At 72.0% G+C, this 13,923-nt stretch carries 12 protein-coding genes, 5 tRNA genes and 1 pseudogene; 14 read left to right on the forward strand and 4 right to left on the reverse strand.

Features of this window, described 5'->3' with window-relative positions:
* Both ACIOFR_RS28220 and ACIOFR_RS28225 read right to left on the reverse strand, forming a co-directional pair.
* A pseudogene (locus ACIOFR_RS28220) lies at positions 1-121 on the reverse strand (roadblock/LC7 domain-containing protein); the annotation flags it as partial.
* The gene (locus ACIOFR_RS28225) at positions 81-3,872 is read right to left on the reverse strand and encodes a nitrate- and nitrite sensing domain-containing protein (protein WP_401002006.1); all 3,792 of its coding nucleotides are present in this window, start codon (positions 3,870-3,872) and stop codon (positions 81-83) included. The pseudogene ACIOFR_RS28220 and the gene ACIOFR_RS28225, both read right to left, overlap by 41 nt.
* Before the next feature lie 528 nt (positions 3,873-4,400).
* On the opposite strand from ACIOFR_RS28225, the gene ACIOFR_RS28230 reads away from it, so the two are divergent.
* The 8 genes from ACIOFR_RS28230 to ACIOFR_RS28265 all read left to right on the forward strand — a co-directional run bounded on the left by ACIOFR_RS28230 (position 4,401) and on the right by ACIOFR_RS28265 (position 7,800).
* Positions 4,401-4,622: a hypothetical protein gene (locus tag ACIOFR_RS28230; protein WP_401002008.1), complete on the forward strand. Its 222-nt coding sequence runs from the start codon at positions 4,401-4,403 to the stop codon at positions 4,620-4,622.
* 227 nt (positions 4,623-4,849) lie between these two features.
* A complete protein-coding gene (locus tag ACIOFR_RS28235) occupies positions 4,850-5,650 on the forward strand; it encodes a fumarylacetoacetate hydrolase family protein (protein WP_401002010.1) in 801 nt (266 codons plus the stop codon).
* A gap of 10 nt (positions 5,651-5,660) precedes the next feature.
* On the forward strand, positions 5,661-7,166 hold the full coding sequence (gene gltX / locus ACIOFR_RS28240; protein ID WP_401002012.1) for a glutamate--tRNA ligase: 1,506 nt from the start codon (positions 5,661-5,663) through the stop codon (positions 7,164-7,166).
* Between the two features lie 175 nt (positions 7,167-7,341).
* Positions 7,342-7,413: transfer RNA gene (locus tag ACIOFR_RS28245), tRNA-Gln, on the forward strand.
* Positions 7,414-7,439: 26 nt separating this feature from the next.
* Positions 7,440-7,512 (forward strand) — tRNA-Glu (locus ACIOFR_RS28250).
* 41 nt (positions 7,513-7,553) lie between these two features.
* A tRNA-Glu gene (locus tag ACIOFR_RS28255) sits at positions 7,554-7,626 on the forward strand.
* Positions 7,627-7,648: 22 nt separating this feature from the next.
* Positions 7,649-7,721: transfer RNA gene (locus ACIOFR_RS28260), tRNA-Glu, on the forward strand.
* A gap of 4 nt (positions 7,722-7,725) precedes the next feature.
* A tRNA-Gln gene (locus ACIOFR_RS28265) sits at positions 7,726-7,800 on the forward strand.
* 129 nt (positions 7,801-7,929) lie between these two features.
* On the opposite strand, the gene ACIOFR_RS28270 is transcribed toward ACIOFR_RS28265, so the two are convergent.
* Positions 7,930-8,643, reverse strand: a complete 714-nt coding sequence (locus ACIOFR_RS28270; protein ID WP_401002013.1) for an IclR family transcriptional regulator — start codon at positions 8,641-8,643, stop codon at positions 7,930-7,932.
* A gap of 231 nt (positions 8,644-8,874) precedes the next feature.
* On the opposite strand from ACIOFR_RS28270, the gene leuC reads away from it, so the two are divergent.
* The 4 genes from leuC (at position 8,875) to ACIOFR_RS28290 (ending at position 12,295) form a co-directional block, all read left to right on the forward strand.
* Positions 8,875-10,314, forward strand: a complete 1,440-nt coding sequence (leuC, locus tag ACIOFR_RS28275; protein WP_401002015.1) for a 3-isopropylmalate dehydratase large subunit — start codon at positions 8,875-8,877, stop codon at positions 10,312-10,314.
* 5 nt (positions 10,315-10,319) lie between these two features.
* Positions 10,320-10,916 carry a 3-isopropylmalate dehydratase small subunit gene (leuD, locus tag ACIOFR_RS28280; protein WP_401002017.1) on the forward strand — a complete coding sequence of 199 codons (597 nt, stop codon included), beginning with the start codon at positions 10,320-10,322 and terminating at the stop codon, positions 10,914-10,916.
* Positions 10,917-11,145: 229 nt separating this feature from the next.
* On the forward strand, positions 11,146-11,412 hold the full coding sequence (locus ACIOFR_RS28285) for a hypothetical protein (RefSeq protein WP_401002111.1): 267 nt from the start codon (positions 11,146-11,148) through the stop codon (positions 11,410-11,412).
* Between the two features lie 133 nt (positions 11,413-11,545).
* A complete protein-coding gene (locus ACIOFR_RS28290) occupies positions 11,546-12,295 on the forward strand; it encodes an HU family DNA-binding protein (RefSeq protein ID WP_401002019.1) in 750 nt (249 codons plus the stop codon).
* Positions 12,296-12,421: 126 nt separating this feature from the next.
* Here the strand turns inward: ACIOFR_RS28290 and ACIOFR_RS28295 are convergent, their stop codons facing one another.
* Complete coding sequence (locus ACIOFR_RS28295; protein ID WP_401002021.1) at positions 12,422-13,231, reverse strand: GntR family transcriptional regulator; 810 nt, start codon at positions 13,229-13,231, stop codon at positions 12,422-12,424.
* 139 nt (positions 13,232-13,370) lie between these two features.
* Between ACIOFR_RS28295 and ACIOFR_RS28300 the strand changes: the two genes are divergently transcribed.
* Both ACIOFR_RS28300 and ACIOFR_RS28305 read left to right on the forward strand, forming a co-directional pair.
* Positions 13,371-13,625 (forward strand): hypothetical protein, encoded by a 255-nt coding sequence (locus tag ACIOFR_RS28300; RefSeq protein WP_401002023.1) that lies wholly within the window; start codon positions 13,371-13,373, stop codon positions 13,623-13,625.
* Positions 13,622-13,915, forward strand: coding sequence for a hypothetical protein (locus ACIOFR_RS28305; RefSeq protein ID WP_401002025.1), 294 nt, complete (start codon positions 13,622-13,624; stop codon positions 13,913-13,915). Before ACIOFR_RS28300 ends, ACIOFR_RS28305 begins: the two co-directional genes overlap by 4 nt.
* Positions 13,916-13,923: the final 8 nt, after the last annotated feature.

Below are 13,923 nucleotides of genomic sequence, written 5' to 3' on the forward strand. Positions count from 1 at the left end.
GCGACACCCCGGGGGTGTTGTCCACGAAATTGGTGATCAGCCAGTTCAGGTTCTGTGCGGCCTGGCTCATCTGACTCAACTCAACGCTCCTGGTGCTCGGGGCCGAAGCCGTAGGTGCCATCGGCGTTGCGCTGCCCGTCATGACCGGGACGGTTGCCGCGTGCGGCGCCGCCGAAACCGTCGAACCCCTGCTGGGCCTGGTCGGCCCCGGGGTTGGCGCCGGTCGTACCCGCCTGGCGCCCCTGCTGGATGCCGCGGCGCAGGTTGGTCAGCCGGCCGCGCACCTCGTCGGGGCTCCGGGACACCTGGGGACCGGTCAGCGGCGAGGCCTCCGCCGTGCCCGACACCAGGTTGGCCTGCGGGGTGCGGCGCGGGAGGCCCGAGGTGGTCAGCCCACCGGTGGAGGGCTCACGCAGCTGCTCGGCCCGCCGCCACCGCTCGTCGTTCGCGGACGGCCGCCACGGGGCCTCGCCCTGGGCGGGAGCCTGCGGCCGGCCCTGGGCGGGGCGCTGGGCACCCTGCTCCGGACCGCCCTGCGGGGCCTGGCGCTGCTGCGGGGCCGGCTGCGGCCGACCCTGCGGAGCCTGGCCCTGCTGCGGACCGCCCTGCGGGGCCTGGCGCTGCTGCGGGGCCTGACGCTGCTGCGGGCGGCCCTGCTGGGCCATCCCGGGGGCGGTGGTGCCGGGGCGCTGCGGCTGGTAGCCGCCGGGGCGGCCGGCGCCGTCGGCGTCCTCGGGACGGAACCACTGGGCGTCGTCGCCGGGGCCGGTCGGCAGCGCCATCGGCTGCGGGCGCTGACCGGCCTGCTGGCCGTTCGGCTGCCCGTTCTGCTGCGGGAACGCCTGCTGGGGCGCCTGGCCCTGCGGGGCCTGACCGGCCGGGCCGGGGACGCTGGGCAGCACCGGCTCGACCAGACCGAGACCCAGCGGGTCGCGCGGGTCGATGTCGCTGGCCTCGAAGCGGGGACGGGCGAACTGGGCGGTGCTCTCCGCGTCGCTCTCGGCGGCCGGCTGCGGCTGCTCCGGGCGGGCCTGGGGGGCCTGCGGGCGGCGCGGGGCGAGCCCGCCGCGGGCGGCGTCGTCCGGGAGCGGCCCGCGCTGCGGGCGGCCCGCGGCCTGATCGCCGTCCGGCGCCTGGTCGGCCCGGCCGTGCTGCGGACGCTCGCCGAACAGGCTCGCGTTCTCCGGCCGCTCGGCCCCGGCCCGCTGCTGGGGCTGCTGCTGCGGCTGCGGGCGCTCGGGAGCGGGCCGACGGCCGGGCTGGCCCTGGCCGTCCTGCGGACGCGGGGCCGGACCCCGGCGGGGCATCCCGCCGGGCGCACCGGCACCGGGCGCACCCGGGGCACCGGAGGCGCCGGGCACGCGGCGCGGCGGCAGGTCGGCGGGCTGGCCGCCCTGCGGCGCCGGGTTGCCCTGGAGCGCCTGGCCGACCTCACGGGTCGGCAGACCGCCGGCCCGGTTGCCGGGGCCGCCCGACGGCTGACCGCCGCCGAACAGCCCGCCACCGGACTGCTGGTTGCCCTGCGGACCGCCGGCCGGCGGCGCGCCGAGCTGCGGGCGGCCGCCCGGGGCGCCCGGGCCCTGGCCGAGGGCGGCGGTCTGCCGTCCGGCCAGTGCCTCGGCCGCACCGGCACGACCCTGCTGGCGCGGGGTCGGACCGGCGCCGCGCTGCGGCTTGCCACCGGGGCCGGACGGGCCGCCGGGACGGCCGCCCCGGCGGTCGGCGGAGTTGGTGACGTCGATCGGGAGCATGACCAGCGCGGTGGTGCCACCGGAGTCGCTGGGACGCAGCTGGATGCGGATGCCGTGTCGCAGGGACAGGCGGCCGACCACGAACAGACCCATGCGGCGGGAGACCGAGACGTCCACCACGGGCGGGCTGGCCAGACGCTCGTTGATGTCCGCGAGGTCGTCCGGGCTCAGGCCGATGCCGGTGTCGTGGATCTCGACCAGCACCCGGCCGTCCGGCAGGGCGTGGCCGGTGACCCGCACGCGGGTCTGCGGGCTGGAGAACGAGGTGGCGTTCTCCAGCAGCTCGGCGAGCAGGTGGACGAGGTCGTTGACGACGCGGCCGGCGACCTCGGTCGACGGGACGGCGGCGAGCTCGATGCGCTCGTACTGCTCCACCTCGGAGGCGGCGGCACGGAGCACGTCGACCAGGGGGACGGGACGGGTCCAGCGGCGGCCCGGGTCCTCACCCGCGAGGACGAGGAGGTTTTCACCGTTCCGGCGCATACGGGTCGCGAGGTGGTCCAGCTTGAAGAGGCTGGCCAGCTGGTCCGGGTCGGCCTCGCGGCTCTCCAGCTCGGAGATCAGCGACAGCTGGCGCTGGATGAGGCCCTGGCTGCGGCGCGAGAGGTTGGTGAACATCGCGTTGATGTTGCCTCGGAGCAGGGCCTGCTCGGCGGCGAGTCGGACGGCCTCGCGGTGCACCATGTCGAACGCGTGGGCCACGTGACCGATCTCGTCCGCGGAGTCGACGCCGACCGGCTCGACGGTGACGTCGACGTCCTGCGGGTCGCTCTCGGAGAGGGTCTTGACGAGCTCGGGCAGTCGCCGCTCGGCGACGTCCTCGGCCGCGGTCTGCAGTCGGGTCAGCGAGCGCACCATCGAGCGGGCCATCAGGGCCGCGCCGGCGATGGCGACGATGAGCACGATCGCGACCAGGGCCGCGTTGACCAGGGCCTCGGTGTCGGCGTCGGACTGCAGGGCCTGGGCCTTGCCGTCGAGGTCCTCGACCAGGGAGGTCTCGATGTTCTTCTCCGCCGTGATCTTGGCGGAGGCGGCGTCGTACCAGTCCTTGTAGGTCCGGCTCTCGGCCTGCTGGATGCCGTTCGGGTTGAGCACCGCCTTGGTGAAGCGGTCGGAGTCGGCGATCAGCTGGTTGTAGCTCATCTGCGCGCGCTTCGCGCGGGCCTCGCCCTCGCCGTAGATGGCGGTGAAGTTGGCGAGCGCGTTGTCCTCGCCGCCCTGCAGGCGGATGCCGAAGGTCTCGTCCGAGGTGCTCAGGTCGGGCTGGCCGGGACGGGCCAGTGCCGCGCTGATCAGCGCGCGCTGCATGGAGGTCGACTCCTTGGCCAGCGAGAACTGGCGCAGCGCACGGGTGATCTTGATCAGCTCGGTGCTGTTCGAGGTGATCGCGAGGTCCTGGATGATGTCGATCAGGTCCTTGATCATCACGTCGTAGCTCGTGATGGTCGCCTGGATGTTGTCCGGGCTGCGGTAGGCACTCGTCCGGGCCGCGGTCAGCTGGTTGAGGTCCTTGCGGACCTGGAGCAGCAGCGTCTTGCCACCGGCGAGGTCGAGCTCGTCGAACTTGTCGGCGCTGGCGTTGAACGCCTTGCTCAGTGCGTCGCTGGTCTTGCGGGCCTCGACGACGTCGGGGTCGGTCGCGTCACCCTGCTTGGCGGTGAGCGGGCCGGCGCTGACGTCACGCTCGGTCTGCAGGGCGTTGGCCAGGGCCGTCGCCTTGCGGGCCAGGTCCGCGAGGTCCTTCATCTGCGCCAGCTGCCGGGAGTTCTCCAGCGAGGTCTGCACCCGCAGGCCACCGAGGACCAGCGCGACCATCACGGGCAGCAGCAGCAGCGCGATCAGACGCGTCCGGATGCGCCAGTTGCGCATGGCGAACCGGCTGATGCCGGTGGCCCGGCGGCGGTTCAGACTTCCGCGCAGCCTGGATCGGCGGCTCTGCTTGTCGGCGTGCTCGGCGCTGTCCGCGCCGGCGGTGTCACCGGGTTCTGGCTCGGAGCCGCCGGAGACCAGCCGGTCGGCGGCAGCGCCGGTCATCGGTGCTGCCTGGTGGGAGCCTGACATGGGCTCGCGCTGCTCCGGGTCACCCGCGGCGCCGCTGCCCCTCTTGAAACGTCCCTGCACTGGCGTCGCAACCTCTGGACCGGGCGCCCCTCCCGCGACTGGCGGGATAGGACGGTGTCGAGTTTTTCCGTGGCATTCCAGCACAGCACGGGAAGTCCAACAAGGGGCGTTACCCGTCGGTGTCCTGAGCTACCCAGTGCGCGCATCGCCTCACGGACTGTGCGGTAGGGGTGCCGGAATACGGCCCTTTTCGGACACTTGCCCGATGCATGCCAAGTTGCCTGCGGATTCGCCGGAGGGTCGGAGGTCCCGAAATGTCCGAGATATCCCCTATGTCGGCGATTTCTGATCGCCGGATATGGCCGAGATCGCGGCAATTTTCCCGGCAAAAGTGAGCAAGGTCACACCGTAATGTGTAGCTTTGGTCACGGCGGCTGTGAAAGGAGATCCTTAACCTTGCTCCGGCGGGCACACGGTGATGTGCCGCTGTGATTCAGCCTGCCCATCCCGAGGCCCGCCCAAAAGCCCCGACCCCCGCGGGTCGGCCGCGACCGAGCGGGCCGACCCATGATCCCGAGGTGTGACGCAATGCCCGAGCCGACGAAGGCTTCGAAGTCCACGCTCAACTTCCGCCCCACGGCCAACCCGCGTCGGACGAGCCTGGCCTCCGTTGCGGACTTCGGTCAGCTGCCCGGCTTCGTCGCCGCACAGGAGCCCCGCGAGTACGCCACCGAGCTGCCCGACAGCACGGCCAACCCGCGCCGCACCAAGCTGATGGTCGCGCCGGCCCCGCGGATCCCGCTGGACTGACCCTCAACTCCCGACAGGGGCGCCGACCGCACCGCGGCCGGCGCCCCTGTCGTCTGTGCGCTCCTGTCGTCCCCGGGCCGCGCCGGCCGGGAACCGCCCCGCCCGGCGCGAACGGGTGGGCGACGGCCCACGCGATAGCCTGGGGACGATCGAGCAGGGCCCCGATCCGCGGGCTCCGCCAGCGTCCGGGCGCCCCGGCGGCCGACGAACCGAGAGGTTGCTGGGCAGTGCGCATTGCCAGGTTCTCCGTCCGGGAGGGAAGCCCTGCCGCCGGCAGCGTCTCCTTCGGTGTGGTCGAGGGCGATCCCTCGAAGCCCGACTCGCTGGTGCTGCACGCACTGGCCGGGCACCCGTTCGGGACTCCCCAGCCCACCGGTGAGAGCTACCGCTTCCAGGACGTACGGCTGCTGGCCCCGATGCTCCCCAGCAAGATCGTCGCGGTCGGCCGCAACTACGCGGCGCACGCCGCCGAGCTGGGCAACGAGGTCCCGGCCGTGCCGCTGACCTTCTTCAAGCCCTCCACCTCGGTGATCGGCCCGACCGAGGCGATCGCGTACCCGCCGTTCTCCTCGGACGTCCAGCACGAGGCCGAGCTGGCCGTGGTGATCGGCCGGATGTGCCGCGAGGTCCCGATCGACCGGGTGCCCGAGGTGATCCTCGGCTACACCTGCGCCAACGACGTGACCGCCCGCGACGTCCAGCAGCGCGAGGGCCAGTGGGCCCGGGCCAAGGGCTTCGACACCGCCTGCCCGCTGGGCCCGTGGATCGAGACCGACCTGGACCCGTCCGACCTCGCGGTCACCTGCACCGTCAACGGCGAACTCCGCCAGGCGGGCCGGACCTCCCTGATGGTCCGTCCGGTCGCCGAGCTGATCGCGCACATCTCCGAAGCGATGACCCTGCTCCCGGGCGACGTCATCCTCACCGGCACCCCCGCGGGTGTCGGCCCCATCGGCGTCGGCGACGAGGTCGCCGTCACCATCGAAGGTATCGGCACTCTCGCCAACAAGGTCATCTCCCGTGATTGAGGCTGTAAGCGTGGCTAACTCCGAGCTGGACCCGACCGTCCGGGTCCGCTTCTGTCCCTCCCCGACCGGCAACCCGCACGTCGGTCTGGTCCGTACCGCCCTCTTCAACTGGGCCTTCGCCCGCCACCACGGCGGCACGCTGGTCTTCCGGATCGAGGACACCGACGCGGCCCGCGACTCCGAGGACTCCTACAACCAGCTGCTCGACGCCATGCGCTGGCTCGGCTTCGACTGGGACGAGGGCCCCGAGATCGGCGGCCCGCACGCGCCGTACCGGCAGTCGCAGCGGATGGACGTCTACGCGGACGTCGCCCGCCGCCTCAAGGAGGCCGGCCACGCGTACGAGTGCTACTGCTCCACCGAGGAGCTGGACGCCCGCCGCGAGGCCGCCCGCGCCGCCGGCAAGCCCAGCGGGTACGACGGGCACTGCCGCGCGCTGACCGCCGACCAGGTCGAGGTCTACCGTCAGGAGGGCCGGCAGCCGATCGTCCGGTTCCGGATGCCGGACCACACCCTGACCTTCGACGACCTGGTCCGCGGTCCGGTCAGCTTCGACCCGAAGGACGTCCCGGACTTCGGCATCGTCCGGGCCAACGGCGCGCCGCTGTACACCCTGGTCAACCCGGTCGACGACGCGCTGATGGAGATCACCCACGTCCTGCGCGGCGAGGACCTGCTCTCCTCCACCCCGCGTCAGATCGCGCTGTACGCGGCGCTCGCCGAGATCGGCGTCGGCAACGGCACCACCCCGCGCTTCGGCCACCTGCCGTACGTGATGGGCGAGGGCAACAAGAAGCTGTCCAAGCGCGACCCGCAGGCCTCGCTCAACCTGTACCGCGAGCGCGGCTTCCTGCCCGAGGGCCTGCTGAACTACCTCGCGCTGCTGGGCTGGTCGCTCTCCGCCGACGACGACCACTTCTCGATGGACCAGCTGGTCGCGGCCTTCGACATCGCCGACGTCAACGCCAACCCGGCCCGCTTCGACCTCAAGAAGTGCGAGGCGATCAACGCCCGCCACGTGCGCGAGCTGGCGCCCGAGGAGTTCGTCCGCCGCCTGGTGCCGTACCTCCAGGCCCCCGGCCTGCTGCCGGCCGAGCCGAGCGCCGCGCAGCTGGAGCTGCTCGCCGCGGTGGCGCCGCTCACCCAGGAGCGGATGGTGGTGCTCAGCGAGATCGTCCCGATGGCCGGCTTCCTGTTCGTCGACCCGGCCGACTTCACGGTCGACCCCGACGACGCGGCCAAGGCGCTGACCGCCGACTCCCGTGCCGTCCTGGAGGCCAGCATCAAGGCGCTGGAGGAGCTCGGGGACTTCACCCCGGAGCCGATCCAGGCGGTGCTGCGCGAGGCGCTGGTGGACGGGCTGGGCATCAAGCCCAAGTTCGCCTTCACCCCGCTGCGGGTGGCCGTCACCGGCCGGCGGATCTCCCCGCCGCTCTTCGAGTCGATGGAGCTGCTCGGCCGGCCCGAGACGCTCCGCCGGCTGACCGCCGCGCTGGAGCTCGTCCCGGCCTCCTGAGCACCTCCGGGACGCCTGCGGGCCTGGTGCGCTGACCAGGCCCGCAGGCGCCTACGGCCCTGCCTGCGGTTATCGATTTTGGAGCGGGGCCACGCGTCGGGTAATGTTCTTTCTGCGCCGCCCGGGCAGGGAGGCGCGAAGCACCGAGGAAGGCCCCGCAGGGGTTGAACTCTGGTGGGGTATGGTGTAATTGGCAGCACGACTGATTCTGGTTCAGTTAGTCTAGGTTCGAGTCCTGGTACCCCAGCGCAGTACAGTGGTTCCGCAGTACAGGCCCCCGTTGTGTAGCGGCCTAGCACGCCGCCCTCTCAAGGCGGTAGCGCCGGTTCGAATCCGGTCGGGGGTACGCAATGCAAATTGCAAACTGAATACAGTAGTAATGAGTATGCCCCCGTTGTGTAGCGGCCTAGCACGCTGCCCTCTCACGGCAGTAGCGCCGGTTCGAATCCGGTCGGGGGTACTCAGCACCAGTGATGGTGCGGGCCCCCGTTGTGTAGCGGCCTAGCACGCTGCCCTCTCACGGCAGTAGCGCCGGTTCGAATCCGGTCGGGGGTACTTTTGGGGTATGGTGTAATTGGCAGCACGAGTGATTCTGGTTCATTTAGTCTAGGTTCGAGTCCTGGTACCCCAGCCAAAACAGCTCCGGGTGACCGGGGCTTTTTGCTTTTCCGGCGGAATTCCCCGTGCGGCCGCCGCGCACGCTCGAAGGCCCGCCCCGGGTGACCGGGGCGGGCCGTTCGCGGTTCCGGCGGGCCGTGCCGGCTCAGCCGCGGCGCAGCGCCTCGGTGAGGCGGTTCGCGGCCTCGATGATGGCCTGGGCGTGCAGTCGGCCCGGGTGGCGGGTCAGGCGCTCGATCGGGCCGGAGACCGAGACGGCGGCCACCACGCGGTTGGAGGGGCCGCGCACGGGGGCGGAGACGGAGGCCACTCCGGGCTCGCGCTCGCCGATCGACTGGGCCCAGCCGCGCCGCCGCACGCCGCTCAGCGCGGTCGCCGTGAAGCGGGCTCCCTGGAGGCCGCGGTGCAGCCGCTCCGGCTCCTCCCAGGCCAGCAGGACCTGGGCCGCGGAGCCGGCCTTCATCGGCAGGGTGGAGCCGACCGGCACGGTGTCGCGCAGGCCGGAGAGCCGCTCGGCGGCGGCCACGCAGATCCGCATCTCGCCCTGGCGGCGGTAGAGCTGGGCGCTCTCGCCGGTGACGTCCCGCAGGTGCGTGAGCACCGGTCCGGCGGCGGCGAGCAGGCGGTCCTCGCCGGCCGCGGCGGAGAGTTCGGAGAGTCGGGGGCCGAGGATGAAGCGGCCCTGCATGTCCCTGGTGACCAGGCGGTGGTGTTCGAGTGCGACGGCGAGTCGGTGGGCCGTGGGCCGTGCCAGACCGGTGGCGGCGACCAGCCCCGCCAACGTGGCGGGGCCCGACTCCAGTGCGCTGAGCACCAGAGCGGCCTTGTCGAGAACGCCGACGCCGCTAGTGTTGTCCATGTCTCGATACTGCAGTCTCAGTACGCGAGACGCAAGTTCAATCTTGCGAGAAAAGCGCCACTCTGGATGGAGCAGCCCGGGAGACACCCAGGACGGACCCTCACCAAGGTGTCCACATCCTGGACACGATCCGGCGTGCAGGTCGCCTGCGGCGAGCCTCACCAGGGTGGCTCGGGAAGAGACCTCGACGACACGAGAAGGCCGGCAATGCGGCCGGCTGGAGGGAAAGCGATGGGACGGACACTGGCGGAGAAGGTCTGGGACGACCACGTCGTCCGGCGCGCCGAGGGCGAGCCCGACCTGCTCTACATCGATCTGCACCTGCTGCACGAGGTGACCAGCCCGCAGGCCTTCGACGGGCTCCGGCTGGCCGGCCGCACCGTCCGCCGGACCGATCTCACGATCGCGACCGAGGACCACAACACCCCGACCCTGGACATCGACAAGCCGATCGCCGACCCGGTCTCCCGGGTCCAGCTGGAGACGCTGCGCCGCAACGCCGAGGAGTTCGGCGTGCGCATCCACTCGCTGGGCGACATCGAGCAGGGCGTGGTCCACGTGGTCGGGCCGCAGCTGGGCCTGACCCAGCCGGGCACCACGGTCGTCTGCGGCGACTCGCACACCTCCACCCACGGCGCGTTCGGCGCGCTGGCCTTCGGTATCGGCACCAGCCAGGTCGAGCACGTGCTGGCCACCCAGACGCTGCCGCTGGCGCCGTTCAGGACGATGGCCGTCACGGTCGAGGGCGAGCTGCCGGAGGGCGTCACCGCCAAGGACCTGATCCTGGCCATCATCACCAAGATCGGCACCGGCGGCGGCCAGGGATACGTCCTGGAGTACCGCGGTTCGGCGATCCGCAGCCTCTCCATGGAGGCCCGGATGACGATCTGCAACATGTCGATCGAGGCGGGCGCCCGGGCCGGGATGATCGCCCCGGACCGGACCACCTTCGACTACCTCCAGGGCCGTCCGCACGCCCCGAGCGGCGAGGACTGGGACGCCGCCGTCGCGTACTGGGAGACCCTGGCCACCGACGAGGACGCGGTCTTCGACCACGAGATCTTCATCGACGCCACCGAGCTCACCCCGTTCGTCACCTGGGGCACCAACCCCGGCCAGGGTGCGCCGCTCGGCGCCGACGTGCCGGACCCGGCCTCCTTCGAGGACCCGCAGGAGCGGGTCGCCGCCGAGAACGCGCTGGCGTACATGGGCCTGACGGCCGGCACGCCGCTGCGCGAGGTCGCGGTGGACGCCGTGTTCGTCGGCTCCTGCACCAACGGCCGGATCGAGGACCTGCGGGCCGCGGCCGCCATCGTGGAGGGTCGCACCATCGCCGAGGGCGTGCGGATGCTGGTCGTCCCGGGCTCGGTGCGGGTCGCGCTGCAGGCCGTCGAGGAGGGCCTGGACAAGGTCTTCACCGCCGCCGGCGCCGAATGGCGGCACGCGGGTTGCTCGATGTGCCTGGGCATGAACCCGGACCAGCTGGCACCGGGGGAGCGCTGCGCCTCCACCTCGAACCGCAACTTCGAGGGACGCCAGGGCAAGGGCGGCCGCACCCACCTGGTCTCCCCGCAGGTCGCCGCCGCGACCGCCCTGCTGGGCCGGCTGGCCGCGCCCGCCGACCTGAACGCCGCCGACCTGGCGGACCCCGACGTCGCCGTGGAGGTCTGAGCACCATGGAGAAGTTCACCACCCACACCGGCCGGGCCGTTCCGCTGCGCCGCAGCAACGTGGACACCGACCAGATCATCCCGGCGCACTGGCTCAAGAAGGTCACCCGCAGCGGATTCGAGGACGGCCTGTTCGAGGCCTGGCGCAAGGACGAGAACTTCGTCCTGAACCGCCCCGAGCGGGCCGGCGCCAGCGTCCTGGTGGCCGGTCCCGAGTTCGGCACCGGCTCGTCCCGCGAGCACGCCGTCTGGGCGCTGCAGAACTACGGTTTCCAGGCGGTCATCTCCTCGCGCTTCGCCGACATCTTCCGCGGCAACTCGCTGAAGAACGGCCTGCTGACGGTGGTTCTGCCGCAGGAGACGGTGGAGCGGCTGTGGGCCCTCGTCGAGGCCGATCCCGCCGCCGAGATCACCGTTGACCTGGAGGCCCGGCAGGTGCGGGCCGAGGGCGTGACCGCCTCCTTCGAGCTGGACGACAACGTCCGCTGGCGGCTGCTCAACGGTCTGGACGACATCAGCATCACGCTGCAGAACGAGGACGCGATCGCCGCCTTCGAGACCACCCGGCCGGCCTTCAAGCCGCGCACCCTCCCGGTGGCGTGAGAACGCGCTTTCTGATGCTCCGCCGGATGGCCCGCTCCCCTCGGGGGGGCGGGTCTTCGGCTGTTCGGGACGGGAGTTCGGCACGGTCGCCGCGGTCGGCATAAACCCCCGGCGCAGCGCAACTCCGTACAGATGGCACAATCGTCACATGCACCGGAACCCCGAACCTCCGTACCCGGGTGGCGAACCCGCGGCGCCGGAGGAGACGGACGGTGCAGCCGGCAGTCGAATTGACGACCGGACGGACCAACACACCTCACCTGCTGAGGAACCGGACGACTCGGAAGTCGAAGCGCTGTACGCGCTTGTGGCCGAGCGGTTGAAGCAAGCGCACGCTCGCGTTTCTGCGCTGAACGTGTCAACCGATGCAAAGACCGCTCTCACCCGTCAACTGCTCATCGTCACGGAGACCGCGAAGCGCGATCTCCCCGAGGCGGCGCGGCGGTTGAGTCGCTTTGTGCAGGACCTCGACGAGGGGCGCCAGCCGCTCCTGTGAGGTCGCCGATGCGCAAATCCATTGCGACACTAGGGTGATTCACGCGTTCGGTAATTGAAAGTCCGCAGATACATACCTAACGTGCGAAATGAACGGATGGAATCATCCGGCGCCCGTTTCCGAAGGGGAAGACGTGAACAAGGCTCAGCTTGTCGAAGCGGTGGCCGAGCAGCTGGGCGGTCGCAAGGCTGCCGCAGAGGCCGTCGACGCAGTGCTCGACACCATGGTGCGTGCCGTTGTGGCAGGAGACCGCGTGTCGGTCACCGGTTTCGGCACCTTCGAGAAGGTGGAGCGCTCCGCGCGCTTCGCCCGCAACCCGCAGACCGGTGAGCGCGTCAAGGTCAAGAAGACCGCGGTTCCCCGCTTCCGTCCCGGCCAGGGCTTCAAGGACCTGGTCTCCGGCGCCAAGAAGCTGCCGAAGGACGGCCCCTCGGTGAAGAAGGCCCCCAAGGGCTCCCTCACCCCGGGCAAGAGCGGGACCACCGCCGCCGTGAAGCGCGCCGCCACCAAGCGCGCCGCTGCCGCCGCCGCTGCCGCGCCGGCCGCCGCCAAGAAGACGGCCGCCCGCAAGGCGACCACCACCGCGAAGAAGGCGACGGCGGTCAAGAAGACCACCACCGCCCGCTCCACGGCGTCCAAGGCCACCGCGGCGAAGACCACGGCGGCCAAGACCACGGCGGCCAAGACGACCGCGGCGAAGACCACGGCGGCCAAGACCACCGCGGCCAAGACCACGGCGGCGAAGAAGGCCGCCCCCGCGAAGACCGCGGCCGCCAAGAAGGCCACCCCCGCCAAGAAGACGACGGCGGCGGCCAAGAAGACGGCTCCCGCCAAGAAGACCGCCACGCGCAAGACCACCGCGCGCAAGGCCACCGCCAAGTAGTTCGGGCGGATCGGCAGGACCAGCAAGACGACGGCTGCGGCGGCCCGAACTCCGGTGAAACCCGGGGTGGGCCGCCGCAGCCGTGTGCGTTTCCAAGGCCGCGGCGCCGGACGGGGTGACGACCGTTCAGTGCCCCCGGACCGGGAGCTCGTAGACGATCTCCCAGCGGGAGTCGGGCACCACCAGGTCGGCGGTCTCCACCGCCCGGCCGTCCGGGTCGTAGGAGGTCCGCTCGATGAGCGTCACCAGGTCGCCGGCCGAGATGCCGAGCAGGTGGGCCTGTTCCTGGGTGGCCCGGGCCGGACGGGGGCGTTCCACGACGCGGTCGACCACGATCCCGATCGCGGCCATCCGCTCCACCACGCCGCGCCCGGCGAGCGGGCCGAGTTCGGGCAGCAGGACCGGGGTTCCGCCGGTGACCGCCATCGGCTCCCAGCTCTCGGCGGTCTGCACCGGCCGGCCCTCGGTCAGGAACTCGTAGCAGGTGCGCACGGTCGGGTCGCCGGGCTCGATGCCGAGCCGGGCGGCGATCCGTGCCGGGGCCGGGGTGCGGGCGAAACTGTGCGCGTCCCAGGTGCCGTCCGGTGCCCGGCCGTCGAGCCCGGCCCGCAGCGGGGAGCGGCCCTCGGTGGGGCCGTCCGTGCGGCCGTCGGTGCGCCCGTCGGAGTGCCCCTCGTCGTCGCGCAGGCGGGCGCGCACCATCGGGCGGCGCTCCGTGGGCACCCGGACGTACGTCCCGGATCCGGCCCGGCCCTCCAGCACGCCCTCGACGATCAGCAGTTCCTGGGCCCGCTGCAGCACGTTGGCGCCGACCCCGTAGCTGATGGCGAGTCTGGCGCGGGACGGCAGCCGGTCGCCGACCCGCCACTCGCCGGCGGCCACCCGGCGGCGCAGGTCGTCGGCAATCCGCAGGTACGGGGGCTCCTCCGAAGGCATCCGGCTCTCCCGGCGGCAGATTCGTCCCCTGCCTTTCAGCAGGGCGGGTGATGCAGCTTTGACAATCTAATCCATCAGGAGGAATCTAAACAGTTAGAATTGCCTGCAGTAGTGGGATGCATGCACGGAGAGGCATCGTGTGCGGAGCACCAGGGTGTTCGACCTCGCAGGACGTCTCGCCGCCGCCGCCGGCGTCCGGGCCAGGGTCCGCCGACGGCCCGGCGGGGGCGGCTACCGGGTGGAGGCGCCGCTCTCCGGCGACCTCGGGGAGGACGCGCACCGCGCGGTGCTCGTCGCGCTCGCCGATGCCGACCGCTTCGGCCACGAGTACAGCGACGCGGCCCAGCTGGTCTGGGCCGAGGTCGACGACGACAGCGAGGAGCTGCCGAGATGACCACAGCCAAGTCCCCGGGGCAGGTCACCGTGTCCATCGAGGGCGTCGCCGGGCCGGCCACCTTCAGCCGGCTGCCGGACGCGCTCGCGGCCCTCTGGCAGTCCCTGCGGATGCTGCCGCTCGGCTGGACCCAGTACGACGCCTACCGCACCTTCTTCGGACCGGGCGTGGTGGAACGGGTCGAGGAGGCGCTGGCGCGGGACGGCGAACTGGCCATGGCGTTCACCATGGCCGGCCGTTCGCACGTGGTCAGGGTGGTCCCCACCCGCCGGGCGGGCCCGCAGGGGTGAGGGGCCGG

The organism is Kitasatospora sp. NPDC088346 (assembly GCF_044740765.1).
Taxonomy (GTDB): domain Bacteria; phylum Actinomycetota; class Actinomycetes; order Streptomycetales; family Streptomycetaceae; genus Kitasatospora.